This is a genomic window from Pseudoclavibacter sp. CFCC 13611, assembly GCF_008831225.1.
In the GTDB taxonomy this organism is placed as follows: Bacteria; Actinomycetota; Actinomycetes; order Actinomycetales; family Microbacteriaceae; genus Pseudoclavibacter_A.
The window spans coordinates 310,845-336,871 of record NZ_WBKE01000002.1 but is presented as its reverse complement, the minus strand read 5'-3'; the positions used below and the strand labels follow the sequence as shown (position 1 = coordinate 336,871).

31 protein-coding genes are annotated in these 26,027 nt (G+C 65.8%); 11 read left to right on the top strand and 20 right to left on the bottom strand.

Annotated features, from left to right (window positions below; translation table 11 throughout):
- Positions 1-158 precede the first annotated feature (158 nt).
- The 4 genes from F8O08_RS05855 to infC are packed head-to-tail and all read right to left on the bottom strand — an operon-like array spanning position 159 to position 2,300.
- On the bottom strand, positions 159-962 hold the full coding sequence (locus F8O08_RS05855; protein WP_158042833.1) for a TrmH family RNA methyltransferase: 804 nt from the start codon (positions 960-962) through the stop codon (positions 159-161).
- A gap of 2 nt (positions 963-964) precedes the next feature.
- Entirely contained in the window at positions 965-1,345 is a 381-nt protein-coding gene (gene rplT, locus F8O08_RS05850) for a 50S ribosomal protein L20 (RefSeq protein ID WP_158037505.1), read from the bottom strand.
- Between the two features lie 31 nt (positions 1,346-1,376).
- The gene (gene rpmI / locus F8O08_RS05845; protein WP_158031884.1) at positions 1,377-1,571 is read right to left on the bottom strand and encodes a 50S ribosomal protein L35; all 195 of its coding nucleotides are present in this window, start codon (positions 1,569-1,571) and stop codon (positions 1,377-1,379) included.
- Between the two features lie 39 nt (positions 1,572-1,610).
- A complete protein-coding gene (gene infC, locus F8O08_RS05840) occupies positions 1,611-2,300 on the bottom strand; it encodes a translation initiation factor IF-3 (protein ID WP_318655638.1) in 690 nt (229 codons plus the stop codon).
- A 297-nt stretch (positions 2,301-2,597) separates the two neighbouring features.
- Here infC and F8O08_RS05835 point away from each other — a divergent pair, with 297 nt between their 5' ends.
- On the top strand, positions 2,598-2,945 hold the full coding sequence (locus tag F8O08_RS05835; protein WP_158037617.1) for a DUF1844 domain-containing protein: 348 nt from the start codon (positions 2,598-2,600) through the stop codon (positions 2,943-2,945).
- Between the two features lie 18 nt (positions 2,946-2,963).
- Here the strand turns inward: F8O08_RS05835 and F8O08_RS05830 are convergent, their stop codons facing one another.
- The 6 genes from F8O08_RS05830 to F8O08_RS05805 all read right to left on the bottom strand — a co-directional run bounded on the left by F8O08_RS05830 (position 2,964) and on the right by F8O08_RS05805 (position 7,436).
- Entirely contained in the window at positions 2,964-3,743 is a 780-nt protein-coding gene (locus F8O08_RS05830) for an SseB family protein (RefSeq protein WP_158037503.1), read from the bottom strand.
- A gap of 9 nt (positions 3,744-3,752) precedes the next feature.
- Entirely contained in the window at positions 3,753-4,505 is a 753-nt protein-coding gene (gene priA, locus F8O08_RS05825) for a bifunctional 1-(5-phosphoribosyl)-5-((5-phosphoribosylamino)methylideneamino)imidazole-4-carboxamide isomerase/phosphoribosylanthranilate isomerase PriA (protein WP_158037501.1), read from the bottom strand.
- A 69-nt stretch (positions 4,506-4,574) separates the two neighbouring features.
- Positions 4,575-5,225 carry an imidazole glycerol phosphate synthase subunit HisH gene (gene hisH / locus F8O08_RS05820; protein ID WP_158042832.1) on the bottom strand — a complete coding sequence of 217 codons (651 nt, stop codon included), beginning with the start codon at positions 5,223-5,225 and terminating at the stop codon, positions 4,575-4,577.
- The gene (gene hisB, locus F8O08_RS05815) at positions 5,222-5,830 is read right to left on the bottom strand and encodes an imidazoleglycerol-phosphate dehydratase HisB (protein ID WP_158037497.1); all 609 of its coding nucleotides are present in this window, start codon (positions 5,828-5,830) and stop codon (positions 5,222-5,224) included. The genes hisH and hisB overlap by 4 nt, the downstream gene beginning before the upstream one ends.
- A gap of 67 nt (positions 5,831-5,897) precedes the next feature.
- Complete coding sequence (locus F8O08_RS05810) at positions 5,898-6,989, bottom strand: histidinol-phosphate transaminase (protein WP_158042831.1); 1,092 nt, start codon at positions 6,987-6,989, stop codon at positions 5,898-5,900.
- Positions 6,990-7,085: 96 nt separating this feature from the next.
- Positions 7,086-7,436 (bottom strand): LysM peptidoglycan-binding domain-containing protein, encoded by a 351-nt coding sequence (locus F8O08_RS05805; protein ID WP_158042830.1) that lies wholly within the window; start codon positions 7,434-7,436, stop codon positions 7,086-7,088.
- Positions 7,437-7,622: 186 nt separating this feature from the next.
- Here F8O08_RS05805 and lexA point away from each other — a divergent pair, with 186 nt between their 5' ends.
- Positions 7,623-8,324 carry a transcriptional repressor LexA gene (lexA, locus tag F8O08_RS05800; RefSeq protein WP_158042829.1) on the top strand — a complete coding sequence of 234 codons (702 nt, stop codon included), beginning with the start codon at positions 7,623-7,625 and terminating at the stop codon, positions 8,322-8,324.
- 9 nt (positions 8,325-8,333) lie between these two features.
- Here lexA and hflX read toward each other — a convergent pair whose 3' ends face one another.
- Positions 8,334-9,860, bottom strand: coding sequence for a GTPase HflX (gene hflX / locus F8O08_RS05795; RefSeq protein ID WP_158042828.1), 1,527 nt, complete (start codon positions 9,858-9,860; stop codon positions 8,334-8,336).
- A gap of 28 nt (positions 9,861-9,888) precedes the next feature.
- Here hflX and F8O08_RS05790 point away from each other — a divergent pair, with 28 nt between their 5' ends.
- From F8O08_RS05790 to F8O08_RS05780, 3 genes are all read left to right on the top strand, one after another.
- Entirely contained in the window at positions 9,889-10,500 is a 612-nt protein-coding gene (locus F8O08_RS05790) for a class I SAM-dependent methyltransferase (RefSeq protein ID WP_158042827.1), read from the top strand.
- A 70-nt stretch (positions 10,501-10,570) separates the two neighbouring features.
- The gene (locus tag F8O08_RS05785) at positions 10,571-12,250 is read left to right on the top strand and encodes an AMP-binding protein (RefSeq protein ID WP_158042826.1); all 1,680 of its coding nucleotides are present in this window, start codon (positions 10,571-10,573) and stop codon (positions 12,248-12,250) included.
- 72 nt (positions 12,251-12,322) lie between these two features.
- Positions 12,323-12,631 carry an antibiotic biosynthesis monooxygenase family protein gene (locus tag F8O08_RS05780; protein WP_158037487.1) on the top strand — a complete coding sequence of 103 codons (309 nt, stop codon included), beginning with the start codon at positions 12,323-12,325 and terminating at the stop codon, positions 12,629-12,631.
- 47 nt (positions 12,632-12,678) lie between these two features.
- Here the strand turns inward: F8O08_RS05780 and F8O08_RS05775 are convergent, their stop codons facing one another.
- From F8O08_RS05775 to dapD, 3 genes are all read right to left on the bottom strand, one after another.
- Entirely contained in the window at positions 12,679-12,984 is a 306-nt protein-coding gene (locus F8O08_RS05775) for an MTH1187 family thiamine-binding protein (protein WP_158031896.1), read from the bottom strand.
- Between the two features lie 92 nt (positions 12,985-13,076).
- Positions 13,077-13,763 carry a TenA family protein gene (locus F8O08_RS05770; RefSeq protein WP_158037486.1) on the bottom strand — a complete coding sequence of 229 codons (687 nt, stop codon included), beginning with the start codon at positions 13,761-13,763 and terminating at the stop codon, positions 13,077-13,079.
- Positions 13,760-14,737 carry a 2,3,4,5-tetrahydropyridine-2,6-dicarboxylate N-succinyltransferase gene (gene dapD / locus F8O08_RS05765; protein ID WP_158042825.1) on the bottom strand — a complete coding sequence of 326 codons (978 nt, stop codon included), beginning with the start codon at positions 14,735-14,737 and terminating at the stop codon, positions 13,760-13,762. Before dapD ends, F8O08_RS05770 begins: the two co-directional genes overlap by 4 nt.
- A 35-nt stretch (positions 14,738-14,772) precedes the next feature.
- Here dapD and dapE point away from each other — a divergent pair, with 35 nt between their 5' ends.
- The 3 genes from dapE to F8O08_RS05750 all read left to right on the top strand — a co-directional run bounded on the left by dapE (position 14,773) and on the right by F8O08_RS05750 (position 17,137).
- On the top strand, positions 14,773-15,855 hold the full coding sequence (gene dapE / locus F8O08_RS05760) for a succinyl-diaminopimelate desuccinylase (RefSeq protein ID WP_158042824.1): 1,083 nt from the start codon (positions 14,773-14,775) through the stop codon (positions 15,853-15,855).
- A 95-nt stretch (positions 15,856-15,950) separates the two neighbouring features.
- Positions 15,951-16,829 carry an Ltp family lipoprotein gene (locus tag F8O08_RS05755; RefSeq protein WP_158042823.1) on the top strand — a complete coding sequence of 293 codons (879 nt, stop codon included), beginning with the start codon at positions 15,951-15,953 and terminating at the stop codon, positions 16,827-16,829.
- 140 nt (positions 16,830-16,969) lie between these two features.
- Complete coding sequence (locus tag F8O08_RS05750; RefSeq protein ID WP_158031900.1) at positions 16,970-17,137, top strand: DUF3117 domain-containing protein; 168 nt, start codon at positions 16,970-16,972, stop codon at positions 17,135-17,137.
- Positions 17,138-17,173: 36 nt separating this feature from the next.
- On the opposite strand, the gene F8O08_RS05745 is transcribed toward F8O08_RS05750, so the two are convergent.
- Positions 17,174-17,806 carry an O-methyltransferase gene (locus F8O08_RS05745; protein ID WP_158031901.1) on the bottom strand — a complete coding sequence of 211 codons (633 nt, stop codon included), beginning with the start codon at positions 17,804-17,806 and terminating at the stop codon, positions 17,174-17,176.
- Positions 17,807-17,861: 55 nt separating this feature from the next.
- Between F8O08_RS05745 and F8O08_RS05740 the strand changes: the two genes are divergently transcribed.
- Positions 17,862-18,254 carry a twin-arginine translocase TatA/TatE family subunit gene (locus F8O08_RS05740; RefSeq protein ID WP_225733586.1) on the top strand — a complete coding sequence of 131 codons (393 nt, stop codon included), beginning with the start codon at positions 17,862-17,864 and terminating at the stop codon, positions 18,252-18,254.
- 103 nt (positions 18,255-18,357) lie between these two features.
- Here the strand turns inward: F8O08_RS05740 and F8O08_RS05735 are convergent, their stop codons facing one another.
- The 3 genes from F8O08_RS05735 to F8O08_RS05725 are packed head-to-tail and all read right to left on the bottom strand — an operon-like array spanning position 18,358 to position 21,393.
- Positions 18,358-19,485, bottom strand: a complete 1,128-nt coding sequence (locus tag F8O08_RS05735) for an Mrp/NBP35 family ATP-binding protein (RefSeq protein ID WP_158042822.1) — start codon at positions 19,483-19,485, stop codon at positions 18,358-18,360.
- Positions 19,485-20,147: a DUF1003 domain-containing protein gene (locus F8O08_RS05730; protein WP_158043010.1), complete on the bottom strand. Its 663-nt coding sequence runs from the start codon at positions 20,145-20,147 to the stop codon at positions 19,485-19,487. The genes F8O08_RS05735 and F8O08_RS05730 overlap by 1 nt, the downstream gene beginning before the upstream one ends.
- Positions 20,125-21,393: a magnesium transporter MgtE N-terminal domain-containing protein gene (locus F8O08_RS05725; protein WP_158031904.1), complete on the bottom strand. Its 1,269-nt coding sequence runs from the start codon at positions 21,391-21,393 to the stop codon at positions 20,125-20,127. Before F8O08_RS05725 ends, F8O08_RS05730 begins: the two co-directional genes overlap by 23 nt.
- A 65-nt stretch (positions 21,394-21,458) precedes the next feature.
- Here F8O08_RS05725 and F8O08_RS05720 point away from each other — a divergent pair, with 65 nt between their 5' ends.
- On the top strand, positions 21,459-21,989 hold the full coding sequence (locus tag F8O08_RS05720) for a general stress protein (protein ID WP_158042821.1): 531 nt from the start codon (positions 21,459-21,461) through the stop codon (positions 21,987-21,989).
- A gap of 78 nt (positions 21,990-22,067) precedes the next feature.
- Here the strand turns inward: F8O08_RS05720 and F8O08_RS05715 are convergent, their stop codons facing one another.
- Complete coding sequence (locus F8O08_RS05715; RefSeq protein WP_158042820.1) at positions 22,068-23,531, bottom strand: aminopeptidase P family protein; 1,464 nt, start codon at positions 23,529-23,531, stop codon at positions 22,068-22,070.
- A gap of 92 nt (positions 23,532-23,623) precedes the next feature.
- On the opposite strand from F8O08_RS05715, the gene F8O08_RS05710 reads away from it, so the two are divergent.
- Entirely contained in the window at positions 23,624-24,517 is an 894-nt protein-coding gene (locus tag F8O08_RS05710; RefSeq protein ID WP_158042819.1) for a PHP domain-containing protein, read from the top strand.
- Here F8O08_RS05710 and efeB read toward each other — a convergent pair.
- On the bottom strand, positions 24,496-25,842 hold the full coding sequence (efeB, locus tag F8O08_RS05705) for an iron uptake transporter deferrochelatase/peroxidase subunit (RefSeq protein WP_158042818.1): 1,347 nt from the start codon (positions 25,840-25,842) through the stop codon (positions 24,496-24,498). The two genes, F8O08_RS05710 and efeB, sit on opposite strands and share 22 nt — an antisense overlap.
- Between the last annotated feature and the right edge of the window lie 185 nt (positions 25,843-26,027).

Genomic DNA, 26,027 nt, shown 5'->3' with positions numbered 1-26,027 from the left:
CCCATCGTAGTTAGCGCTTCATTGCAAGAACTGCCGCGTAACACTCTCGTAACAAGAGTGAAACCTGGCTACACAGTAGCAATCGCAGACCGACCCGGCGAATCCTATTCGACTTGCACCGACGGCCGACCTCACGTAGGGGCCGACTCCTGCGCCGTTCAGGCGTGCATGCGAAACGCCGACTGGTAGAGGCACACGCTGGCGGCGATGGCCAGGTTCAGCGACTCCGCCTGACCGTAGATCGGCAGTCGCACGGCGCGGTCGGCGAGGGCAAGTTCGGCATCGTCGAGACCGTGCGCCTCATTGCCGAAGAGCCATGCCGTCGGCCGAGACAGCAGCTCTGCCGTCGCGTCATCAGATGCGAGCTCGTCACCGCTGATGTCGGCTGCGAGGGTCTGCAGGCCGCTCTCGTGTGCGAGTCGCATTGCTTCGCCCAGATCGACCCCGACCGCCACCGGCAGGTGAAAGAGCGACCCGGTCGTCGAACGCACCACTTTCGGGTTGTAGACGTCGACGCTGCGATCGGTGAACACCACCCCGTCGGCGCCCACTGCGTCGGCCACCCGCAGCACGGTGCCAGCGTTTCCCGGGTCTGAGACGTGATGCATGATCACGATGAGTCTCGGGGTTCCGGAGAACAGGTCTTCGGCGCGGACCGGGAACTGCCGGGCCACCGCCACGACGCCCTGCGGATGCACGGTGTCACTCATCGCTTTGAGCACACGCTCTGTAACGGTCTCGACCGGCAGCCCAGCTGCGCGAGCAGATTCGGACAGATCGCTGAGGCGCCCGAGGGCGTTCTCTGCCACATAGACCTGTTCGACGACCTGAGGGCGCCACCGAATGGCCTCGGCCACGGCCTGCGGCCCATCAAGCAGAAAACGCCCGGTCTTCGACCGGGCGTCTCTGCGTGCCAAAGAGGCAGCGAATCTCACGCGCTCGTTGTGAACGCTGCTGAGCATGTTCAGGCCTGAGGAGCGTTCACATCAGCGGGCAGAGCCTGCTTTGCGGTCTCGACGAGGCTGCTGAACGTCTTGGCGTCAGTGACGGCCAGCTCGGCGAGCAGGCGACGGTCGACCTCGACACCGGCCAGGTTCAGTCCCTGGATCAGACGGTTGTAGGTGATGCCGTTCGCACGTGCCGCAGCGTTGATGCGCTGGATCCAGAGGCGGCGGAACTGCCCCTTCTTCGCACGGCGATCACGGAAGGCGTAGGTGTACGAATGAGTGACCTGCTCCTTCGCCTTGCGGTAGAGGCGCGACCGCTGACCGCGGTAGCCTTCTGCCTTCTCGAGGATCTCGCGACGCTTCTTCTTGGCGTTGACGGAACGCTTGACTCTTGCCATTTCAGTACTCTCTCTTCAGTCCGGTTCGCTCTTACTTGCCCAGCAGTCGCTTGACCTGCTTGGTGTCAGCGGCCGAGACCGGGACATCCGCGCTCAGGCGACGGGTGCGACGTGACGACTTGTGCTCGAGCAGGTGGCGCTTGTTCGCCTGCTCGCGGTACAGCTTGCCGCTGCCGGTGGTGCGAAAACGCTTCTTGGCACCGGAATGTGTCTTCTGCTTTGGCATCTTCTTCTTCTCTTTCGTATCTGCCGACCGGTGGATCGGTCAGTTGGTCTTCTCTGCGTCAGTCGTGGTCTTCTCAGCGTCAGCCTCGACTTCGGCGGCCTTCGCCTCGCGTTTCGCAGCACGCTCGGCCTCGGCCTTGATCTCGGCCTTGGTGCGGATCGGCGCAAGCACCATGGTCATGTTGCGACCGTCTTGCAGCGGCTTGAACTCGATGGTCGCGTACTCCTTGAGCTCTTCGGCGAGCTTCATGAGCAGCTTGTAGCCGAACTCGGGGCGAGACTGCTCACGACCACGGAACATGATCATGACCTTGACCTTGTCGCCGCTCTTGAGAAACCTGAGCACATGGCCCTTCTTGGTCTCGTAGTCGTGGCTGTCGATCTTGAGGCGGAAGCGAATCTCTTTGAGCTGGGCGTTCGTCTGGTTGCGACGGGCCTCACGCGCTTTCTGAGCGGCTTCGTACTTGAACTTGCCGTAGTCCATGAGCTTGGCTACCGGCGGCTTCGAATGCGGGGCGACCTCGACGAGGTCGAGGTCAGCCTCACGCGCCAGGTGCAGTGCCTTGGCTACGGAGACGACACCGATCTGCTCTCCCTTGGGCCCGACCAGGCGGACTTCGGGAACTCGGATACGGTCATTGATGCGCGGCTCGCTAATCGGCTGCTCCTTACTCGTGCACGGCATGGTGAACGTCAGAGAAGCAGCAAGGCGCAGTCGCGTCTTGAGCACTTTGGACCCGGCAGTCTGTGTTGAGGTCGACTACAGTAGGTGGGAGTGTGAACTCCTCTTCAGCTCAGCGCTGAGCATCGTCGAGACGCACAGCACAAACCATACTACCAGAGACCGAGCCCTCCTGCGAGCACTTGCGCCGCTCCTGCCGTTCTGAGTGCCGGGGAGACGAGAGAAAGAGCGAAGATGACCAAGCGAAGCATCCACGAAGGCGACATTCTGGGCGAGCGTTCCAGCGGTCTGCACAGCGACGGAGCCGACGCGGCTGAGTCACCGGCGGCCGGCGGATCGCGCGAGATGGATGTTCGGGAGCGCGAAGCGCTGGAGGATCTGACCCGCGATATCGGCGACGTTCCTGCCGTCGAGGTCATCTCGACCGCAGCCGTGCATCTCATGAGCGCCGCGGCCGTGAAGATCGGGCTGGCTCAGGATCCAGAGCAGGAACGAGACCTCGACGAGGCGCGCAAACTCATTGAGGCGCTGGCCGGGCTGGTCATCGCATCAGCGCCTGCGATCGGCAACCTGCATGCTCGCAGCATGCGCGACGGACTGCGCACCCTGCAGCTGGCCTTCCGTGAGGCGTCACTGATTCCCGACGCTCGTGGCGAGGGCCCGGGTGAGAAGCTCACCGGACCAGTGAACTGACCGAAAGCACCCCGGCGTTCAGTACTGAGTGCGCACGAAGCGCACCCCGATCGAGTCCACCTGCCCCATGATGGTCTCGTCGGCACGCCACTGCTCAGAGAGCCAGTCCGACATCTCTTTCAGCGCCGCAGCGTCCAGACCGTCGATGATCTCGAGCTGCACCAGAATCTCTGGACCGCGCAGCTGTGAGGTCGGGTCGCCCGGGGTCAGAACCAGCGATTTGATGCTGGGCAGCTCACTGGCCGGACGCATGAATGCCTCCAGTACGCGCGGGTCGTCGATCGCCGGAGTCCACGCGCGGCCAGTCGCCAGCGCTTCCAGGGCCGGCCACCGCACTACGAACTCACTTTCGGCACCGGGATCGACCACTACACGCGGGGTGTGCTCCCCCGCTGCTGCCAGCGCGACCCGAGGAGCCTCGGCTGGCACCGGCCGCGCCTCGGGGTTCCACTGCTGCATTGCATCCACCGCGGTGAAGACGGGCAGCGCACGCTGACCGTCAGGGGTCGCAACGGTGACTGTTGCGAGCTCGGCAGATTTGTCGACCGGCAGCCCGTTCTCTGCGACGCCGGAGGATTCGAGTTCGGCGACCAGTGGAATCAGCAGCCTCGTCTTGTGCAGCTCCGCGATGACCTCGCTGATGCTGATCTCGGCCAGGCGAAACCTGCGCACCGCCTCCAACCAAGCCGTCGGCGACGTGCCGTCATCGGTCGCGAAGCGATTGGCCTCGAATCGGCGCCCGGCCCATGGCGTGCCGGCTGAGTCAGCAGGCAGGCCGGATGCACGGCTGTCAGTCATCGACGCGCCTCAGTCGCGAGCGATGTCGAGGGCCTCGGCCAAGGTGAAGCGACCGGCGTAGAGAGCCTTGCCGATGATCGCCCCCTCGAGGCCAGCCGGAATCAGCTCGCGCAGCGCGGCGACGTCGTCCAGGGAGGAAACCCCGCCAGAGGCCACAACAGGCTTGTCAGTGCGAGCGAGCACCTGGCTCAGCAGGTCGAGATTCGGCCCTTTGAGCGTCCCGTCTTTCGACACATCGGTGACGACGTAGCGAGCGCAGCCGGCTTCTTCCAGACGTTCCAGAACCTCGAACAGGTCGCCGCCGTCTTTCGTCCATCCGCGCGCAGCGAGGGTCGTGCCGCGCACGTCGAGGCCGACGGCGATCGCCTCGCCATACTCACCGATGACTTTGGCAGCCCACTCAGGGTTCTCCAGCGCTGCGGTGCCGAGATTCACGCGTTTGACACCGGTGCTGAGCGCCTGCTCGAGAGAGCGATCATCGCGGATGCCGCCGGAGAGCTCGATGTTGACGTGACCGGCCTGCTTGATGACGCGACGAATCGCCTTGCGGTTCTCACCGCGACCGAAGGCGGCGTCAAGGTCGACCAGGTGAATCCAGTCGGCCCCTTGGCGAACCCAGTCAAGGGCCGCATCGGTCGGGTCGCCGTACGATTTCTCAGTGCCGGCCTCGCCCTGGGTGAGGCGCACGGCCTTTCCATCGGCGATGTCGACGGCAGGCAGCAGCACCAGTTCAGGGCGCTGGGCCAGATCTTCCTCACTCATGTGTCTCTCCCTCATTCATACCGGTCACAGGGCTCCCCGAGTGACCTGATGTCTCTCGTGCACGACACCTCAGTGGGCGACGTTCGGCAATGTGCTCAGCCAGTTGCGCAGCAGTCTGATGCCTGCACGCCCCGACTTCTCAGGATGGAACTGCGTCGCGCACAGGGCACCGTTCTCGACCGCGGCCAGGAATGGCTCGCCGTAGGATGCCGTGGTCACGACTGGCTGTGGAAACGGCGGGTCGGTCTGCAGTGTCCAGCGTTTGGCCGCGAAAGTGTGCACGAAGTAGAAGCGCTCGTTCTCGATACCCGAGAAGAGACGGCTGTGTTCCCCCGGCTGCACGGTGTTCCACCCCATGTGCGGCAGCACGGGAGCCTGCAGTCGGCTGACGGTACCGGGCCATTGGGCCAGTCCGTCATGCTCCGTCTCGCCTTCGACACCATGGTCAAACATCACCTGCATGCCGACGCAGATGCCGAGCACGGGAAGCCCGCCGGCGAGGCGCCGCTCGATCATCTGGGGTGCGCCGACTTCGTTGAGCTGGTCCATCACGGCGCCGAACGCACCGACACCGGGCACGAGCAGTCCGTCGGCGGCGCCCACCGCGGCCTTGTCCCGCGTGAGCTGAACATCGGCGCCTGCCTGCGTGAGTGCCTTCGCCGCTGAGTGTACGTTGCCGCTGCCGTAGTCGAGCACGGCGACCGTGGGTCTTGCACTCACAGGGCGCCCTTTGTCGAGGGCACTCCGGTGACGCGCGGATCGAGCGACACCGCAGCACGCAGTGCGCGCGCGACCGCTTTGAACTCAGTCTCGGCGATGTGGTGCGGGTCACGACCGGCCAGCACACGCAGGTGGATCGTGATTCCCGCGTGGAAGGCGAACGACTCTACGGCGTGACCGACGAGAGAACCGGTGAAGTGACCGCCGATCAGGTGCATCGTGAATGCCTCAGACTCGCCGGTGTGCACGAAGTACGGACGCCCCGAGATGTCGACGACGGCCTGTGCCAGAGCCTCGTCGAGCGGGACCGTGGCGTCGCCGTAGCGCGTGATGCCCCGTTTGTCGCCCAACGCCTGCTTCACGGCCTCGCCCAAGACGATGGCGGTGTCTTCGACGGTGTGATGCACATCGATGTCGATGTCGCCGGTCGCCTCGATATCGAGGTCGATGAGCGAGTGTCGGCTCAGTGCCGTGAGCATGTGATTGTAGAAGGGAACCCCGGTCTCGATGTGCGACGTGCCGGTGCCGTCGAGATCGACAGTCACGCGGACTGACGATTCAGAGGTCTCTCTGCGCACGGTCGCTCGACGCGATGATTCAGGCATCTCTCTCCCTTGTCAACTGCCCTCGTCCAGGGCGATCAGCCGCCCGGAGGCAATACGATCACCTAGTCTAACCGGCGGTGACCGGCCTGGCGATTCGTTCGAAGGCGGCAAGGAACGCGCTGGTCTCGCTCTCGGTTCCGGCGGTGACGCGCAGCGTGTGCGGAATACCGTTGTCGCGAACGATGATGCCCTCGGCGAGCAGACGAGTGAAGGTGTCTTTCGGGTCTGCCACGCCACCGATCAGCACGAAGTTCGACGCAGAGGGATAGGGCGTGAAGCCGAGCTCGGCAACTCGCCGTTCGATGCGGTCTCGCTGCGTGCGGATGCGATCGACATTGGCGAGCATCGCCGGCGCGTGACGCAGTGCGGCTTCGGCCGCCGCCTGGGTGAGCGCAGAGAGATGGTAGGGCAGCCGCACCAGCCGAAGCGCGTCGACGAACGCCGGATCTGCGGCGAGATAGCCGACCCGTGCACCCGCATAGGCGAACGCCTTGCTCATGGTGCGCGAGATCGCCAGACGTGGGCGCCCCGGCAGCAGTGTGAGTGCGCTCACGGCATCGGAACCGCTGAACTCTTGGTAGGCCTCGTCGACGACCACGATGCCGTCAGACGCAGCATATGCGGCTTCGATCACATCGAGCGCGGCGCCAGTGCCGGTGGGGTTGTTGGGCCGGCAGATGAACACGAGATCTGGACAGTGCTCGCGGATCGCCGCGGCAACGGCATCTGGGGTGAGAGTGAAATCAGCCTGCCGATCGATCGGCAGCCAGGCCGTCTGTGTTCCGGCTGCCAGCAGCGGGTACATCGAGTAGGTCGGTACGAAGCTCAGCAGTGACCGACCTGGCCCGCCGAATGCCTGCAGCACCTGCTGCAGCACCTCGTTCGAGCCGTTTGCCGCCCAGACCTGCTCTGGGGTGACACCGTGACCGAGGTAGCCGGCCAAGGCTTCGCGCAGTGCGGTGAACTCTCGGTCGGGGTAGCGGTTCAGACCGGCGACCACACCAGCGACGCTCTCTTGGATGTCGCGAACGGCTTCTGAGGGAAGTCCGAAGGTGTTCTCATTCACATTGAGTTCGATGGGCACGTGCAGCTGCGGTGCGCCGTACGGCTGCTGTCCGACGAGTTCTGCGCGAAGGGGAAGATCATCAAGAGTGGTCACAGACGCAAGTCTACGCGTGCGCCCTTGCGCAAACGACGAATCGCCAGGACGGCGTCATCAGGACTCCGGTCTCGAACCAGTCGGCGAGTTCGTCATTCAGGCGTCGAGCAGATGAGCGGGAATGATCAGCTGTTCGCCAGGATGCACCGTGGCGTCATCGAGGTGGTTCGCCCTGCGGATCTCGGCGACGGCGTCGCGCACGTCATGACGCGGGGCGGACAGCTGTGCGATGTCCCAGAGCGTGTCACCGGGCTGGACCTGCACTCTGGTGACTTCGATCGGCTCGTCGTCACCGGCGAAGGCCTGGGTGCCGAATGAGATGGCCGCCACGATGACTGCAGCCAGCAGCATCACCAGTGCCAGCGCCCGCACCTGCCGGCCACGGCGCGTGAGACGTGCCCGCGTCTTGACGATGGGTGCCGAGGAGAGGTTGTTGGTCGCGTCCATGAGAAGTCCTTTCGAACGTGTCTTTCGAATATATCTTCGAATCTGCGTTTGGGCAACCCACTCACGCCACGCCTGTTCGAAGACATCTTTGGCCAGATGCCCATCGTTCGGATAAAGTTTCGAATAGGCATCACCTGAGTCAGTGCACCACGACCCACTGACATCACGCGCAGAAGGACTGAAAATATGGCCACGAGACCGCACACGTCGACGACGTCAGGCCGTGGTGACCGCTCACGGCTCAGTAAGAAGCAGCAGAGCATCCTCGCATTCATCACCGAGTCGATCAGCGACCGCGGGTATCCGCCGAGCATGCGCGAGATCGGCGATGCGGTCGGTCTCTCGTCGCTGTCATCGGTGACCCACCAGCTCAATCAGCTCGAACTCGCCGGCTGCATCCGCCGCGACCCGAAGCGACCGCGCGCACTCGAAGTGCTCATCGAGCACGAGCCGACGGCCGTCGCCGAACCACCGTCGGCTCCGGCACAGCAGGCACTGGCGGTCGTCTCAGAAGAGACCGCAATGGTGCCACTGGTCGGTCAGATCGCCGCAGGCTCCCCCATCCTCGCCGATCAGCACATCGACGACGTGTTTCCGCTGCCCAGACAACTGGTCGGGCAGGGCGAGCTCTTTCTGCTCAAAGTGCGCGGCGACTCCATGATCGACGCGGCGATCTGCGACGGCGACTGGGTCGTGGTGCGGCAGCAGCAGGACGCCGTCGCCGGTGACATCGTCGCCGCGCTGCTTGAAGAGGAGGCCACGGTGAAGACGTTCCGTCAGCGTGACGGGCATACCTGGCTGCTCCCTCAGAACACCCAGTACGAGCCGATCCTCGGTGACCACGCGGTCATCCTCGGCAAAGTCGTCGCCGTGCTGCGCTCTGTGTGATCGCGGCGCTCACTGCACGGCAGCAGCTGTGACGGCAACCCCGTCAATCTGCTCTGCCAGCTGCGGGCTGACGCGCGCATGCAGCCGTGTGCCCTTGTCCAGGTACTCGGTGTGCAACACCTGCCCGTGCTCGTGCGCCTGCGCAACGAGATCGCCGCGGTCGTAGGGAACCACGACATCGATTTCGACGCCGGGGTCGGGCAGCGCCGTCTCGATGCGACGCACCAGGTCGACGATGCCCTCACCGGTGCGAGTAGAGACCATCGAAGCCTCGGGCTCCATGGCACGAAGCACCATGCGACGCTCGTCGTCGACGAGGTCGATCTTGTTGAAGACCAGAATCTCGCGTGCCCCCTCCAGACCCGACTCCGCAAGCACGGTTCTCACCGCTTCGATCTGCGCCTGTGGATCGGGGTGCGAGCCGTCGACGACGTGCACGAGCACATCTGCGTCGGCTGCCTCTTCGAACGTCGACCGGAACGCCTCGACGAGCTGGTGCGGCAGACGCCGCACGAAGCCGACTGTGTCGCTGAGCGTGTACACCCGACCGTCTTCGGTCGTGTTGCGACGCACGGTCGAGTCAAGAGTCGCGAACAGCTGGTTCTGCACGAGTTCGTCCGAACCGGTGATCGCGTTGACCAGCGACGACTTGCCCGCGTTGGTGTACCCGACCACGGCAACCGACGGAATCGCGAAACGGTCGCGGTTCGCACGCTTCGCGGCGCGGGCCGGCGCCATCGCCTTGATCTGTTTGCGCAGCTTCGCCATGCGCGTGTGAATGCGCCGGCGATCCATCTCGATCTGCGTCTCGCCCGGGCCACGCGAGCCGATGCCCTCACCGGCAGCAGCACGGCCGCCGGCCTGACGGCTCAGTGATCCGCCCCAGCCTCGCAGACGCGGCAGCATGTACTCCATCTGCGCGAGCTCGACCTGGGCTTTGCCCTCTCGGCTCTTGGCGTGCTGGGCGAAGATGTCGAGGATCAGCGCGGTGCGGTCGACGACCTTCACCCGCACGACGTCTTCGAGCGCACGCCGCTGACTCGGGGCGAGCTCAGTGTCTGCGATGACGGTGTCGGCACCCAGTGCGGCGACGAGCTCTTTCAGCTCATGGGCCTTGCCGTGACCAAGATACGTGCCCGGATCTGGGTTCAGCCGGCGCTGCAGCAGCGCATCCAGCACTCGTGATCCGGCGGTCTCTGCCAGTGCGGCGAGCTCGGCAAGCGAGTTCTCGGCATCGGCAAGACTCCCCTGCGTGTACACACCGATCAACACGACGTTCTCAAGCCGCAGCTGCCGGTACTCGACCTCTGAGACGTCTTCGAGTTCGGTCGAGAGCCCTGCGACGCGCTTCAGCGCCGCACGTTCGAATCGCTCCTCGTCACCACCGTGAGCCTCGCTCGCCTCAGACTGCAGCGCCTGAGCATGGCCGACCTTCACAGTGGTCGAATCGATCTCTCGGCCGAGAGCCTCCGTCGCCTGCTCACGAGCCTCGATCCTCTGCAGCAGCTCGTCCAACGGGCGCCCGGAATCTGTCATGTATATGTACCTCCACTAACCTGAACGCATGGCTCAAGAGCATTATTTCGCCGAACACCCACAGGTGGCCGCGCATTGGCGCGACATCGACGTCGATCTCGATGGTCGCACACGCACAGTGGCCGTCGCCAGTGGCCTGTTCTCCCCTGACGGGCTCGACAAGGCCACCCGCATCCTGCTCGATCACGTGCCCGAGCCGCCGCAGACCGGTCAGGCGCTCGACATCGGGTGCGGCTGGGGCCCGATCGCACTGACGCTTGCCCTGCGTGCACCGCATCTGCGGATCTGGGCCGTCGACGTGAACGAGCGGGCGAGGGATGCCACCACGCGCAACGCCGATCGCCTCGGTCTCGAGGGGGTCACCGTCGCCTCCCCCGACGGCGTGCCCGACGATGTCGAGTTCAACGTCATCTGGGCGAATCCGCCGATCCGCATCGGCAAACAGGCGCTGCACGAGCTGCTGCTGACCTGGCTGCCGCGGCTCGCTCCTGGCGGCGCAGCCTGGCTCGTCGTCGGCAAGCAGCTCGGTGCTGACTCGCTGCAGCGCTGGCTGGCCGAGGAGCTGCCCTGCGACTTCGAAGTGCGCCGTGCAGCCACTGCGCGTGGATTCCGTGTGATCCACATTCGGCGCGACGCCTGACGTAGGCTGTCTGCCGGGCGCAGCAACGGCGGTGCGCCTTCCCGAGAAGCACGACGAGACTGGAGCCCAGATGACCGAAGCGCAGCAGCCCGACACCGAGATCACTCGGCTCATCGACGAAGAGATCACCCGCTGGCGTGCCGTCTACGACGCACCCGAGGCGAACGCGATCGATCTGCTGCTGCGGGCGCATCCTCGCGATGCTGTGGCCTTCCGCACCGTCGACGCCGACTGGAATGCCGTCGACCTCACATTCGGCGACCTCGACGAACTCTCGCAGCGCTCGGCTCGCGTGCTCGCCGATCTCGGCGTCACTGAGGGCTCCCGCGTCGGCGTCATGATGGCTCGATCAGCCGACTACATCGGCATTCTGCTCGGCATCTGGCGTCTCGGCGCCGTGCACATCCCCCTCTTCACCGCCCTCGCGGCGCAGGCCATCGGCATGCGGGTCAACGCCGGTCGTGCCACTTTGGTCGTGGCCGACGCGAGCCAGCGACACAAGCTCGACCCGAGCGAGGATCTGCCTGCAGACGGACGCAGCTGGAGCATCCTGCGCGTCGACCCGATCGACGACGACACGACGGCAGCCGCGCACCCGGAATGGGCCGACGACGCGGTCTTCGGTCCGCTCGTCGAAACGGCCGAGCCCCTCACCGAATCGGCTTCGATCGGTGGTGACGGCGTGCTCGCTCTGCTCTACACCTCTGGCACGACCGGGGCGCCGAAGGGCGTCCCGCTGCCGATGAAGGCGCTGGTGTCGTTCCGCTCGTACATGGTCAACGGGCTCGATCTGCAGCCCGACGACGTGTTCTGGAACGCCGCCGACCCGGGCTGGGCCTACGGGCTCTACTTCGGGGTGCTCGGGCCGCTGGTCGTGGGCCACACGAACCTGCTGCCGCACGACAAATTCACCGCCGAGCAGGCCTGGAACGTGCTCAGCCGGTTCGGCGTCACCAACTTCTGCGGAGCACCCACCATGTTCCGTGCCATGCGCAACGACCCGCAGAGCGACCTGCCCGTGCACCTGCGCCGCGCGTCGTCTGCCGGTGAGCCCCTGACGCCTGAGGTGCTCGAGTGGTCGCGCGATGTGCTCGGAGCCGAGCCGCACGATCACTACGGACAGACCGAGCACGGCATGCTGATCGGGGTGCCCTGGCGCGAGGGCATCTCGCTGCCGGCCCAGGCCGGTTCGATGGGGGTGACGCTGCCCGGCTGGCACTGCGAGATCCTCGATCAGGATGCTGACCGGCCGGCCAAGGCCGGCGAGGTGGGTCGTCTCGCCTTCTCGCCCTCCGAGAGCCCGGTCTGGTGGTTCCCGGGTTATGACGATGCGCCGCAGAAGACCGCCGAGCGCTACACCGACGACGGCCGCTGGTACCTCACCGGAGACCTCGCCTGGCAGAGCGACGACGGTCAGCTGCACTTCGTGTCGCGCGACGACGACCTCATTCTGGCTGCTGGATATCGCATCAGTCCGCTTGACGTCGAGAGTGTGCTCGCCATGCACCCGGCAGTGCGCGAGGTCGCGGTCGTCGGCAAACCCGACGAGCTGCGCGGCGAGGTCGTCGCAGCCTATATCGTGCTCGCTCAGAGCTTCACCGGCGACGAGACGCTCATCCACGAGCTGCAGCAGGAGGTCAAGACCCGCTACGCAGCGCACGCCTATCCGCGGGTGATCGAGTTCGTCGACGAGCTGCCCCGAACGGCGAGCGCGAAGGTTCAGCGCTACGTGCTCAAAGAGCGGGCCTGATCGTCGGCGCTGCCGACTGCTGTGGGACCGCCTGAGTCCCTCGGAACGAGAATCGCAACAGAAGGAGACAACATGTCAGTCGTCGTCATCAATGCGCTTGAGGTGCCCGAAGGCGAGGGTGCCGAGCTGGAGCGCCGCTTCGCCGCTCGCCGTCACTCGGTCGACGGACAGCCGGGGTTCGAGAGCTTCCAGTTGCTGCGCCCGACCGCGGGTGAGGATCGCTACTTCGTGCTGACGCAGTGGGCGACGCAGGAGGACTTCGAACACTGGCGCGACAGCCGTGCGAACCATGCTGCGCACGCTCACGGCGAGGGCCACAAGCCGGTCGCCACCGGGGCGCGTCTGCTTGAGTTCGAGGTCGTCGACCTCGAAGAGATCTGACCTGATCCGGGAGGCATTCCCGCGACGGATCTGTACGCAGCGGCGTCTCAGAGCTCGTCGATGGCCTGCTCCAGCCGTTCGAGCTTGCCGGTGATCTCGCCGGTGTGACCTGGGCGGATATCCGCCTTGATCACCAGCGAGACCCGCGACCCGAACGGCTCGACCGCCTCGGTGGCACGCTTCACGACGTCGAAGACCTCATCCCATGTGCCTTCGATCTCAGTGAACATCGACGAGGTGCGATTGGGCAGACCGGAGTCGCGCACGACCTTGACCGCTGCAGCGACCGCATCGTGCACCGACGCATCGGCTCGGCCAGTGCCCGACGGCGCCACAGAGAATGCCAACAGCATGATTGCCTCCTCAGACTCTCAGTTCTCGTTCAGTCGGTGCCCACGGTGTCTCGGTGCATCCGTCTCAGCGCATGCGCCTGCGTGCATCCGGCTCAGTGCTCAGGCCAGCGCTCGCGGAGCTTCGCCGTGCGCCAGAACAGCAGCTCGTAGCGCGTGGCGATCAGGAATGCGTCGAGCATGCGCTGGCGCTCGTCGGCGCCGACCTGCTCGGCCGCTGCATCCGTCCAGCGTCGGGCTTCGGCCACGGCGTGCTGGAAGTCCTCGCCGTCATAGTTGGCCACCCACTGGGCGAACGGATGCCGTGGATCGGCCGCGAGCACGTCGTGCGCGTGCACGGCCAGCCGAGCCGACACATCCGCATACACCCAGAAACACGGCAGCAGAGCAGCCGCGGCGACGGCGTACGACTCGGTCGCAGCGGTGGCGACGAGGTACGACGTATAGCCGAGCGAGGTGGGCGACGCCTGCAGCGGCTCGCGCACCTCTTCGGCACGGCCGTGCGGCAGCAGCGTCTCGTGCAGCTCGGTCTCGCCGGTGCTCGCTTCGGCTGCGGCGCCCGCCCAGAAAGCGGCGCTCTGCGGATCGGGCGCGTGGGTCGCCACAAAGGCGAGCGCCTTGGCGTAACCCGTCAGGTAGAACGAATCCTGCCGCAGATAGAACAGGAAGTCGTCCATGTCGAGCGTGCCGTCACCGAGCTCGCGCAGAAAGTCGAGTTCGTCGATCTGCGCACGCAGCCCCGCCGTGAGCGTCCAGGCCTCGTCGCTGAACGCGGCACTCAAGCGTGCAGCTCCGGGTTCAGCTCGATGCCCTGACCCTTTCGACGCAGCGCCTCCACCGCACCGGTGACCGAGTTGCGACGGAACAGCAGGTTGCTCTCGCCGCTCAGCTCAACGGCCTTGACGACGCGCTGTGTGCCGCCTGCACCAAGCAGCGTGACCTTGGTGCCAGCCGTGATGTAGAGCCCTGCCTCGACGACGCTGTCGTCACCGATCGAGATGCCGATGCCGGCATTCGCGCCGAGCAGCGCATGCTCGCCGATGCGCACGCGCTCGCGACCGCCGCCCGAGAGCGTGCCCATGATGGATGCGCCGCCGCCGATGTCCGAACCGTCGCCGACCACGACGCCCTGCGAGATGCGCCCCTCGACCATCGACTCGCCGAGAGTGCCCGCGTTGAAGTTGACGAAGCCTTCGTGCATGACCGTCGTGCCCGGAGCGAGGTGTGCGCCCAGACGCACGCGAGCGCCGTCTCCGATGCGCACGCCCTTGGGGCTCACGTAGTCGATCAGACGCGGGAACTTGTCGACCAGCAGCGCGACGACGCCTGCCGCGCGCAGCTGCCCGCGGCGACGGTCGAAGGTGTCGGGCTCGACCGGCCCGCGGTTGGTCCAGACGTTGTTCGGCAGGTGGCCGAAGATGCCGTCGAGGTTGATCGAGTTGGGCTGCACCAGCAGATGCGACAGCAGGTGCAGGCGCAGGTACGCGTCAGCGGTGTCTTCGACGGGCTGCTGCAGGTCGACGACAGCTGAGATCACCCGGCGTTCGACCTCGCGCAGCTCGTCTCGCGCCTGCTCGCCTTCGACGAGCCCAGCAAAGTGCGACTCGAGCCCCGGCTGCTGGCCCGGCGCGTCTTCGACTCTCTCGAGCAGCTCGGGCAGCGGGAACCACACGTCCAGCACATCGCCCTTCGCAGTGAGCGTGGCGAGGCCGGTGCCGAATCCGATGCGGGGTGCGTTGTCTGGGGTGTCAGTCATAGGCACAGATTGTACCCGTCGCTACCATGTTGACCATGAACACTTCGCCCGACGCTCTCGACCTCTCCGGCTCGGTCATCGACCTGACCCGCGCCATCTGCGACATTCCGTCTGAGTCGGGTGACGAACGACGGCTGGCCGACGCGGTCGAGCATGCGCTGCGCACGCAGACCGACCTCGAGGTGCTGCGCGACGGCGACACCGTTGTGGCGCGCACGCACCTCGGACGCGACCGACGAGTGCTTCTGGCGGGGCACCTCGACACCGTGCCGATCCGGGACAACGTGCCGACCACCACCACGACCGACGCCGAAGGCACCTGGCTGAACGGTCGTGGCACCGTCGACATGAAGGCCGGTGACGCCGTGTTTCTGGCCGTTGCGGGTCGTGTGCCCGCCCCGAGCGTCGACATCACCTACGTCTTCTACGACAACGAAGAGGTCGCCGCCGACCTCAACGGTCTGGGCCGAGTCTCGCGTGAGCACCCTGAGTGGCTGGCCGCCGACTTCGCCATCCTGGGCGAGCCCACCGGTGGCGAGATCGAAGGCGGGTGCAACGGCACGTGCCGCTTCCTGCTGCACACTCGGGGTCGGCGCGCGCATTCCGCCCGCGCATGGGTCGGGGTGAATGCGATTCATGCCGCCGCCGGCATTCTCGACATTCTGCGCGACTTCGAGCCCGAGACGATCGCGGTCGACGGTCTTGCCTACCGCGAGGGTCTCAACGCCGTAGGCATCACGGGAGGTGTCGCCGGCAACGTGATTCCCGACGAGTGCACCGTGCACGTCAACTATCGCTTCGCACCGAGCCGCAGCGCAGCCGAGGCAGAACAGCGCATGCGCGACCTCTTCGCCGGCTACGAAATCGAGTTCATCGACATGTCGCCGGGAGCCCGCCCCGGGCTCGACGCCCCGATCGCCAAAGAGTTCGTCGAGGCCGTCGGCAGCGAACCGAAGCCGAAATACGGCTGGACCGATGTCTCCCGCTTCAGTGCGCTCGGCATCCCCGCGGTCAATTTCGGCCCCGGAGACGCCCTGCTGGCGCACGCCGACGACGAACGTCTGCGCGTCGACGAAGTGCCGCGCTGTCTGGATGCGCTGGTCGCCTGGCTGCGCTGACCCCGGATGCGCCAGGCTCAGTGAACACTCGACTGTCGGTGGGAGTGGTTATTCTCAGATAACACACAGCCGATTGATGATTGGAGCTTGGCCACATGACCAACAACACCCCGAGTACCCCTCCCGCAGGTTGGTACCCCGACCCGCAGCAGCCAGGTGCAGAACGATACTTCGACGGCACCGGGTGGACGGCACAGCAGCGAAGCCCGAATGCTCAGTTCGGCGCTCCGCAGCGGGGCCAGTCGCCGAAGAGCTTTCTGGCCACCTGGCTGCTCAGCCTGTTCTTAGGCTCTCTGGGCATCGACCGCTTCTATCTCGGCAAAGTCGGCACCGGCATCCTGAAGCTCATCACCCTCGGCGGCTTCGGCATCTGGTCACTGATCGATCTCATTCTGGCCCTCACCGGCAACGCAACTGACAAACAGGGACTCAATGTGCGCCCGGAGGGAAAGCAGGCGACCATCGCCTGGATCGTCTCTGCCGTGGTCGTCGTGCTCGGCATCGCCTCGGGTGCCACCACAGGCGCCATGCTGTCGTCAACCACGACGGGCGTCGGCACGTCGGCAACGCAGCAGCCATTCGCATCGAGCACACCCACGAATGAGGCACAGACCGATGCTGCCCCCAAGACCGAAGCCACACCTGAGGCCGCACCGACCACGAGTGCGCCCGAGCCTCCGGCGGGCTCAGTGTCGCAGACACAGGCCGCGCGAAAGGCGCAGAACTACCTTGATCTGACCGGCTTCTCACGAGATGGCCTCATCAAGCAGCTCGAGTTCGAGCACTTCTCGGCTGCCGACGCCGCCGCCGCGGTCGACTCGTTGAACGTCGACTGGAATGCCCAGGCCGAGCGCAAAGCTGCCGCCTATCTGAAGCTCACCGGCTTCTCTCACAAGTCACTCGTCGATCAGTTGGTCTTCGACGGGTTCACGGCTGCCCAGGCCGAGCACGGGGCCCAGAGCGCCGGACTCTAGCCTGCGTCGTCTTCGTCCCAGACTCATCGATGTCCAGAAGGGCCTGGGACGAAGTGCGCCCTGCCCCTTTTCGAGCGCTCGTGAGATACTGGAGTGGTGCAAAGCAGCACGCTCGTATCGCTCAGAAAGAGGTATATGCCATGGCAGCGATGAAACCGCGCACTGGTGACGGACCGATGGAGGCCGTCCGAGAGGGCAAGGTCATCGTGGTACGCGTGCCACTTGAAGGCGGCGGACGACTTGTCGTCTCCGTCACACCCGACGAGGCCAAAGAGCTGCACTCCGTTCTGGCCGACGTGGTCGCCTGAACCGGTTTTGACCGGGCTTCTAGCTCGCTCAGGCCTCTAGCTCGCGGGGGCCACCACAGTCAGCAGGCCGTCATCCAGCGGGAGCAGCGATGATCGAATCTGGTCTCGCTTGCCGATCTCTTCGATGAGATCTCGCAGCCCAGTCGTCTCGGCATCCCGAGCCGCTGGATCGGCCACTCGACCATGAGCCAGTGCGTGGGCCAGCACGATGAGTCCACCCGGTCGTGCCAGTCGCAGTCCGTGTGCGACGTAGGCGGGCGCCGAAGCGATGTCGGCGTCGATGAACACCAGATCGTACGAACGGTCGGCAAGTCGTTCCAGCACTCCTGATGCACGCCCCAGAATGGCGCGCACATGCGACCCTGGCAGGGCTGCCTGAGCGAACGAGCGTTTGGCCGACTGCTGGTAGTCAACCTCTGACTCAATCGTGGTCAGCGTAGCCTCTGGCGCGCCCTTCAGCAGCCACAGACCGCTGACACCGGTCCCCGTGCCCACTTCGACGATGTTACGGGCGTCTACGGCACCGCTGAGCAGTGCAAGCTGCGCGCCGACGATTGGTGAGACCGCCTCAACATTCCACTCGAGCGCCGCAGCTCGAGCGCGTTCGATCGTCTCAGGCTCGGTCTGGTATTCGGCCGTGTACCTGGCGATGTTCGCCGCTGATGTCATGGCAACCTCCTGCTGCAAGCATAGGAACAACTCGGCTACTGTAATACCTGTGGGAATGAGTTTCGAGAAAATCCTCTTGGTAGCAGTGGTTGCTGCGCTCATTCTCGGCCCGGCGAATCTACCGCGCTACGCAGAGCTGCTCGGTCGTGGCACGCGCAAGGTCAAAGAGTTTCTCGAGAGTTCCAAGCAGCGTGTCAAAGACGAGACCGACGGCGCCATCGACGACCTCGACTGGAAGAAGCTCGACCCACGCCAGTACGATCCGCGTCGGATCATCGCCGAGGCGCTGCAGGATGATCCGCCCGTCACAACCGCCGCAGGTGCAGCCGGAGCGGCGACCGGGGCCGTCGCATCCACCGCCCTCACCGCCACCGCGCTCGTCGCAAGCGAGCGAGCCGAACGTGAGCGCAATCAGCGACCGGCACCTTTCGACAGCGACGCGACCTGATCACGCACTTCATCGGTCGGCGTGCATGCTGATCACACTGTGCACAGGCCATTCGTCGAGCCCGAAAAGATGCTCTGTCCCGTGCGCACAGAATCGCCCCTCGTCACCCGACGCTGAGCGGCAACTGCCGACCCTGCAGGCCGCGAGGTCGCTCGACGAGCCTGGTTGCCAGTGCGTGCAGAGCCTGAGCCGCCGGGTCTTCCGGAGCCGTCAGCACGACCGGCTGCCCGATGTCGGCGCCGGCACGCACCGGAATGCTCATCGGAATCTGTCCCAGCAGCGGCACGGGGCGTTCGAGATCCTGGCTGAGCTCGTCGGCGGCGCGCCGACCCCCACCCGAGCCGAAGACCTCGATGCGTTCATCGCCCTGCTGCAGCCACGACATGTTCTCGACGACGCCAGCCACTTTCTGCCCCAGCTGCCCGGCGAGCAGTCCGGCTCGCACGGCAACCTCGGAGGCGGCCTCTTGGGGCGTGGTCACGACGACCACCTCGGCGTTCGGCAGCAGCTGCCCGGCCGTCAGCGCGACGTCGCCGGTGCCCGGCGGCAGGTCGAGCAGCAGCACGTCGAGATCGCCGAAGTGCACGTCGGTCAGAAACTGCTGAAGCGTGCGCTGCAGCATCGGTCCACGCCACGAGACGGCTTTGCCCGCCCCCACGAACATGCCGATCGAGATCGCCTTCACCCCATGGCCGATCGGCGGCAGCATCAGCTCGTCGAGCTTGGTCGGGCCGGTCGTTATGCCGAGCTGGCCGGGAATCGAGAATCCGTAGACGTCAGCGTCGAGCACCCCGACGTCGAGCCCCCGAGCCGCAAGGTCGGCCGCAAGGTTGGCGGTGATGGTCGACTTGCCGACGCCTCCCTTGCCACTGGTGACCGCGATGACCCGGGTGAGGGTGCCTTCACCGAAGGGATTGCCGCGGTGCCCCTGCCGCAATGAGGCGAGCAGCGCCCGCCGCTGCTCGTCGCTCATGACTTCGAGGGTGACATTGGCGTTGCCTGCGCCCACGACGCTTTCGAGCGCTTCGATGACGTCATGCTCGATGCGCTGCGAGGCCGGGCAACCCGTGATCGTGAGCCGCACCAGCGCTTCAGCGCGACCGTCGACGAGCGTCGCCTGCTCGATCATGCCCAGGTCGACGAGCGGCCGACGAAGCTCTGGATCGTGCACGCGCGAAAGCGCTGCCTCCAAAGCAGGGTCGATGTGCTTCGACGTCTGATCGGGCAGCATCAGCGCTGTTCCTGCGCCTGCCCGTCGACCGCCTGGTTCAGAGGTGCGGCCGTCGCTGCGTGACCGTTGCGGTGAGCAGCGACGGATGTCTCAGCGGCCGATGAGGCGATGCCCTCGCCCGCCTGTCGCGGTGTCATCTCGCCGCGCAGCTCCTGGATGGTGGCGGTCAGATCTTCGAGCTGCTCGCGCAGCTCATCACGCACGAACCGCTCGCTGGCGAGCTCGCTGACGGCAAGACGCAGCGCAACCACCTCACGAGCCAGATACTCGGTGTCGGCCAGGTTGCGTTCCGCTCGCTGGCGATCCTGCTCGATCTGCACACGGTCGCGATCGTCCTGTCGGTTCTGCGCCAGAAGCAGCAGCGGAGCCGAGTACGAGGCCTGCAGACTCAGCACCAGCGTCAGGGCGATGTACCCCATCGCCGCCGAGTCGAAGCGCAGGTCTTCGGGGCCGATCGTGTTCCAAGTGATCCAGAGGATGATGAACACGCTCATGCCGAGCAGGAAGGCCGGCGTGCCCATCGCACGCGCGAACGATTCAGTGAACCGACCGAAGGTGTCGGCGCTGCCGAACTCGACAGGATCCTTGCGCTTCCACAGTCGCACGCGACGTGCCTGTGGTGCGTTCAGCAGTCCGTGATCACTGCTCGGCTGTTTCGCCATCATCGTTCACCTCCCCGACTCGGTGCCGCCAGTCTTCAGGCAGCAGGTTGTCCAGTACGTCGTCAACAGTCACCACGCCGAGCAGGCGTCGGTTGCCGTCGACGACGGGAATCGACGTCAGATTGTACGCGGCAAGATTTCGCGCGACCTCAAGTGCCGACGTCTCAGGGGACATCGGCTCGATGTCGTCGTCGACCAGGGTGCCGAGACGCTCATGCGGAGGATACCGCAGCATCCGCTGAAAGTGCACCATGCCGATGTAGCGACCCGTCGGCGCCTCATAGGGCGGCAGCGTGACCCAGATCGCGGCCGCCAGAGCGGGTGCGATCTCATGTCGGCGGATCAGCGCCAGCCCCTCGGCCACGGTCGTGTCGGCAGAGCAGATCACCGGCTCGGTGGTCATCAGACCACCGGCGGTGTCGGGGGCGTAGCGCAGCAGCATACGCACGTCAGAGGCCTCTTCGGGCTCCATCAGCTGCAGCAGCTTCTCTTTGCGCTCTGGAGCGATCTCGGCGACGAGGTCGGCGGCGTCGTCAGGCTGCATGTGGTCGAGCACCTCGGCGAAACGAATGTCATCGATGGTGCGCACGAGTTCGGCCTGGTCGTTGCGACCGAGCTCTTCGAGCGCGTCGGCGAGACGTTCGTTCGACAGGTTCTCGATGACCTCTTCACGCCGACGGTCTGGCAGCTCCATCAGCGAGCTCGCCAGATCTGGGGCCTGCAGCTCTTGGAACGAGGCGAGCAGGTGGGTGGTGTCCTGTTCGACGCCCTCACGGTGGATCTCTTCGGTCTCATCCCACGGCACGAGCACGGTCTCGCCGCGCGAGAACGGCGATGCGTTCGTCTTCGGCTTGCGCATGAAGGCGTCGGCGATCACCCACTCACCCGTGCTCAGCTTCTCGATGCTGACGTCTTCGATGCGTCCGGTCTGCTGCGAATCGCGCAGGCGCACGGTTCGGCCGAAGATCTCAGCGAGAATGCGCGTCTCACCGGCGCGCTGCTCGAAGCGGCGCAGGTTGATCAGCCCAGTGGTGATGATGGCCCCGGAGACGATGCCGGTGACCCGGGCGATTCGTAGGAAGACCCGCCTGCGCCCGGGAACCTCGACCAACAGGCCGACGACCACAGGAGGCCCTACGGTGCGATAGGTGACGACCACGTCACGTGTGCGGCCCACTCGGTCACCGGCAGGGTCGAACACCCCGCTGCCGATGATGCGGGAGACAAAGATCTTGGGTGACGTCACACGCAAATGGTACGCCGTGCACCCAGCCCAGTGCGACAATCCGGCGTGAGTGCGACAATGAGGTCATGGGCAATGGACTAAATTCTGCCGGGCAGACCAACCCGCACATGTTTCCGACGCTTCCGACTGGCACGACCGTCGCGGAGTACAAGACGTATCGCGAAGCGGTCGCTGCTGTCGACCAGCTGGTCGAGAAAGAGTTCCCCGTCGAAAAAGTGAGCGTCGTGGGCAACGACCTGCACAGCATCGAGCGCATCACCACCGGACTGAGCTACCCGAAGGCGGCTCTCAGCGGGCTGATCAGCGGGTTGTGGTTCGGCCTGTTCCTCGGACTGATCATGCTGATCTGGACGCCGAACAACGGGATGAACTACCTCTTCGCCGCTCTCGCACTGGGCGCCGGGTTCGGCATCATCTCGGGCATCGTGACGTATGCGCTGACCCGCCGCTACAAGAACTACCAGTCGACCACCGCGGTCGTGGCGAGCGCGTATGCGGTGGTCACCGATCCGTCGGTCGCCGGGCAGGCCCAGCGCATCCTCGGTACCACGCCGTCGCTCGGGGATCCGACCCCGCCGCGCGCGCCGCAGATCTGAGCCGCGTGCCTCCCGCGCAGGAGTGAGACGAGAAGAATCCTGTCTGCACGCACGTGCGAGAGGCCGCCGCTCCGCCGATCACTCCGACGTCTCGGGTGACGCGCACCACTCCTCGACCTCGTCGGCCGTGCGCGGGAAGGCGGCAGTCAGCGACTCCACGCCGTCGTCGGTCACGAGCACGTCGTCTTCGATGCGCACCCCGATGCCGCGAAAGTCCTCGGGAATCGTCAGGTCGTCGGCCTGGAAGTACAGCCCTGGCTCGATCGTGAACACCATACCGGGCTCGAGCAGAGCATCCTGATACATCTCACGACGGGCCTGAGCGCAGTCGTGCACGTCGAGCCCTAAATGGTGGCTGGTGCCGTGCACCATGAAACGGCGATGCAGCTGCCATTCCGTGTCGAGCGTCTGCTCCAGCGGAATTGGCAGCAGCCCCCATTCGCTGGTCTTGCGAGCGATCACTTCGAGCGCAGCATTGTGCACGTCGCGAAAACGCACACCGGGACGAGCCACCGCGAACGCCGCATCGGCCGCCTCTCGCACCGCCTCGTACACCTCACGCTGTCGTGCGGAGAACCGCCCGGACACCGGAACCGTTCGAGTGACGTCGGCCGTATACAGGCTGTCGACCTCGACGCCCGCGTCGATCAGAATCAGCTGGCCGTCCTGCACTGCGCCGTCGTTGTCGGTCCAGTGCAGATAGCACGCGTGATCTCCCGCAGCAGCGATGGTGTCGTAGCCGACATCGTTGCCGAGCTCGCGAGCGCGCGCCCAGAACGTCCCTTCCACGACACGTTCGCCTCGCGGGTGCCCGCTGATCTCCGGCATCCGTCGCAGGATGTCGTCAAAACCCGCCTTGGAGGCCCCGACCGCCTCGCGAATCTGCGCGATCTCCCAGCTGTCTTTGACCAGACGCAGTTCGCTCGCATCGCGTTTGAGCAGGCTGTCGCCAGCGGCGTCGTGACGCTCCCCCAAATCGTCGACCGCGGCGTCTGCATTCGCGTCGACACCGGCGATCACGGAGACTGGGCCGCTGTGCGCTCCCAAGACCGAAGGCAGTTGGCGGATGTCGGCCGTGCTGACGCCCAGTCGAGCCGCGATCTCGTCGAGACCGGGCCGCGGCCCGTTCCAGAACTCGCCGATGGCGGGGTCGGCATAGAACTCGTCGGTGTCTCGGCCGGCGGGTTTGCGGAAGAGCAGCACGGGCTCGTCATCGCTGTCGACCGGCGGCAGCACGAGCACGGCGCCCGGCACCGCGTCTGCTCCCCAACCCGTCAGATGGGTGAAGGCGCTGTGCGGCCGAAAACGGAAGTCGGTGTCGTTGCTGCGCACTTTGACGTCGCCAGCGGGAACCACGAGTGTGTGTTCGGGAAGCATCGCATGCAGACGATCGCGGCGATCCTCGGCGAACCTGGCCACGACGTCGGTGTCGGGAACCTGCGCCTCTCGGTCTGCCCAGCCCTGTGAGATGTAGGTGCGAAAGTGCTCGTTCTTCGGGGTGCGCGAGCGCGCCTCACCCGGCTTCTGTGCTGAATCGCTCATGCTCTCATTCTCGCACCGGTGTCAACAGGCGATCTCACGCGCCGCAGAGGCACGTCGGCCGGACGAGGCAGCGGCTCACGTACGATGACGACATGGCCCTCTCATTCACTCGCATCGACCTGCACACCCATTCTCGGGTGTCTGACGGCACGCAGTCGCCGACCGAGCTGATCGACGAGGCCGCGGCCACTGGCCTCGACTGCCTGGGACTCACCGACCACGACAACACCGACGGCTGGGACGAAGCCGCCTGCGCCGCCGAGCAGGCGGGCATCGGCCTCGTGCGAGGCATGGAGCTGTCGACGATCACCCGCAGCGGCTCGATGCACATGCTCGCCTACCTGTTCGACCCGACGAACCGGGCGCTCACCGAGCTGACCGCAGAGATTCGGGACTCCCGCGAACACCGCGCCGAACGCATCGTCGCCCGGCTGGCCAAAGACTTCCCCGTCACCTGGGCCGACGTGCTCGCACAGTCAGGCGAGGCGAAGGCGATCGGTCGCCCGCACATCGCCGACGCCCTGGTCGAACGCGGCATCGTCGCAGACCGCACCCAGGCCTTCGACCGAATGCTGCATCCGCGCGCCGGCTACTACGAGCCGTACTTCGCACCCGACCCGGTCGAGGCGATCACGATGATTCGCGAGGCCGGCGGCGTTCCGGTGGTCGCGCATCCGGCGACGGTCGGGCGCGGCGCCGGGCCCGACGACGACCTCATGCACCGGATGGCCGACGCCGGGCTCGGCGGTCTTGAGGTCTGGCACCGGCTCAATCCGCCGGAGTTCCGCGCACACCTCATGCAGGTCGCGCGCACCTACGACCTCATCGTCACCGGTTCGAGCGACTACCACGGTGCGGGCAAGCCGAACCGACTTGGGGAGAACCTGACGCCGCCCGATCAGCTCGAGCGCATCGTCGAGCAGGCGACCGGTGTGCCGGTGCTGCTGCCCCAGCGCCGAGCGACTCAGCCTTCGAAGAGCTCCTGACCGATGTAGCGCCCCTCTTTCGGCGAGGGCGGAATCGCGAAGATGCCCGACCCGATGTGCGAGATGTACTCGTTCAGCAGGTCTGACGCGCCGAGCCGCCGCTGCAGACGTGCGAAGTGATCGGGGTCGTTCTGGTACGTGATGAACACGAGGCCGGCGTCGAGCTGCGCATGCGGGTTCAGCCCGTCGGTGTAGTTGTACGACCGCCGCAGCACCTTCACCCCGTCGTTGTTTTCGTGCGCCGCCAGCGCAATGTGCGAGGTCACATCGATGATGCGCTCTCCGTGGTCGTCAGTGGCGGCGAAGTCCGGGTCGTCGAATTCCTTCGACCCGGTCAGCGGAGCGCCCTCGCCCTTCGTGCGCCCGAAGATCGTCTGCTGATCGCCGATGCGGTCGGCGTCCCAAGTCTCGATGCTCATACGAATCTTGCGCACGACCTGATAGGTGCCTCCGGCGAACCAGTCCTGGCCGTCGCCGTCGCTCCAGACGAACTTCTCGTAGTCGTCGTCGGTGGTGATGTTGCGCGTGCCGTCTTTGAACCCCATCAGGTTGCGCGGCGTCTGCTGCCCCGGCCCGGCCGACGCGCGCCCGAAGCCCATCTGCGTCCAGTGCGTCTCGACCAGCCCGCGCCCGATGCGCGCGAGGTTGCGCACCGCGTGGTACACGACCTGCGGGTCGTCGGCGCATGCCTGCACGCTGAGGTCGCCGCCGGTGAGCGCCGGGTCGAAGTTGTCGCTCGGCAGAGCCGGCAGATCGGCCAGCAGAGAGGGTCGCTTGTTCTCGAGCCCGAAGCGCCCGGGTGCGAACAGCGACGGGCCGAGCCCGATCGTGACGGTGAGGCTCGCCGGGGCCAGACCGTAGGCCTCGCCGGTGTCTTTGGGCACGCCCTGCTCGCTGGTCGGCTCGACCGACCCGACGGCGTCGCCCTTCTGCAGCAGGCCGGCTGCGGCCGTCCACCGTGCCAGCAGCGTCTGCAGCTGCTGCCTCGAAGTCGTCTTCACATTGAACGTCATGAACATCAGGTAGCGCTGCGGCGGCGTCTGCACGCCTGCCGGATGCGCCTGCCCGTAGAACGGCACCGAATCGTGCAGCTCGATGGTGTCTTTGCCGTCCTGGTTCGTCGTGGCCCAGGTGATGCCGCCTCCGGCGAGCGCACCTCCCACGACGCCGAGTCCGGTTCCGGTCAGCAGCGCACGGCGGCTCACGCCGGCTCGTGGCTTCGCCTCTTCGGCGGATGCCCCCGTCGCCTGCGTCTGAGCGCCTGCGTCGGGTGCGTGGCCGGGTTCGTGGCCGGGTTCGTGGCTCTCTGGCTGTTTCTCTGACATCTGTCGTTCTTCCCCTGCTGCGATCTTGCGTGCGGCTGTGCTGCCTGCTGCGCGGGAGCGGGGCGTCGGCTCAGTGCCGGCGCCCCGCGTCATCGCGTACTCGATATCTTTCGACCCTTTGGCCGTCGTCGTCTGTGCTCGAGCGACTCAGACGACGCTGTGCTCAGCGGTGCTGGTGCACCTCT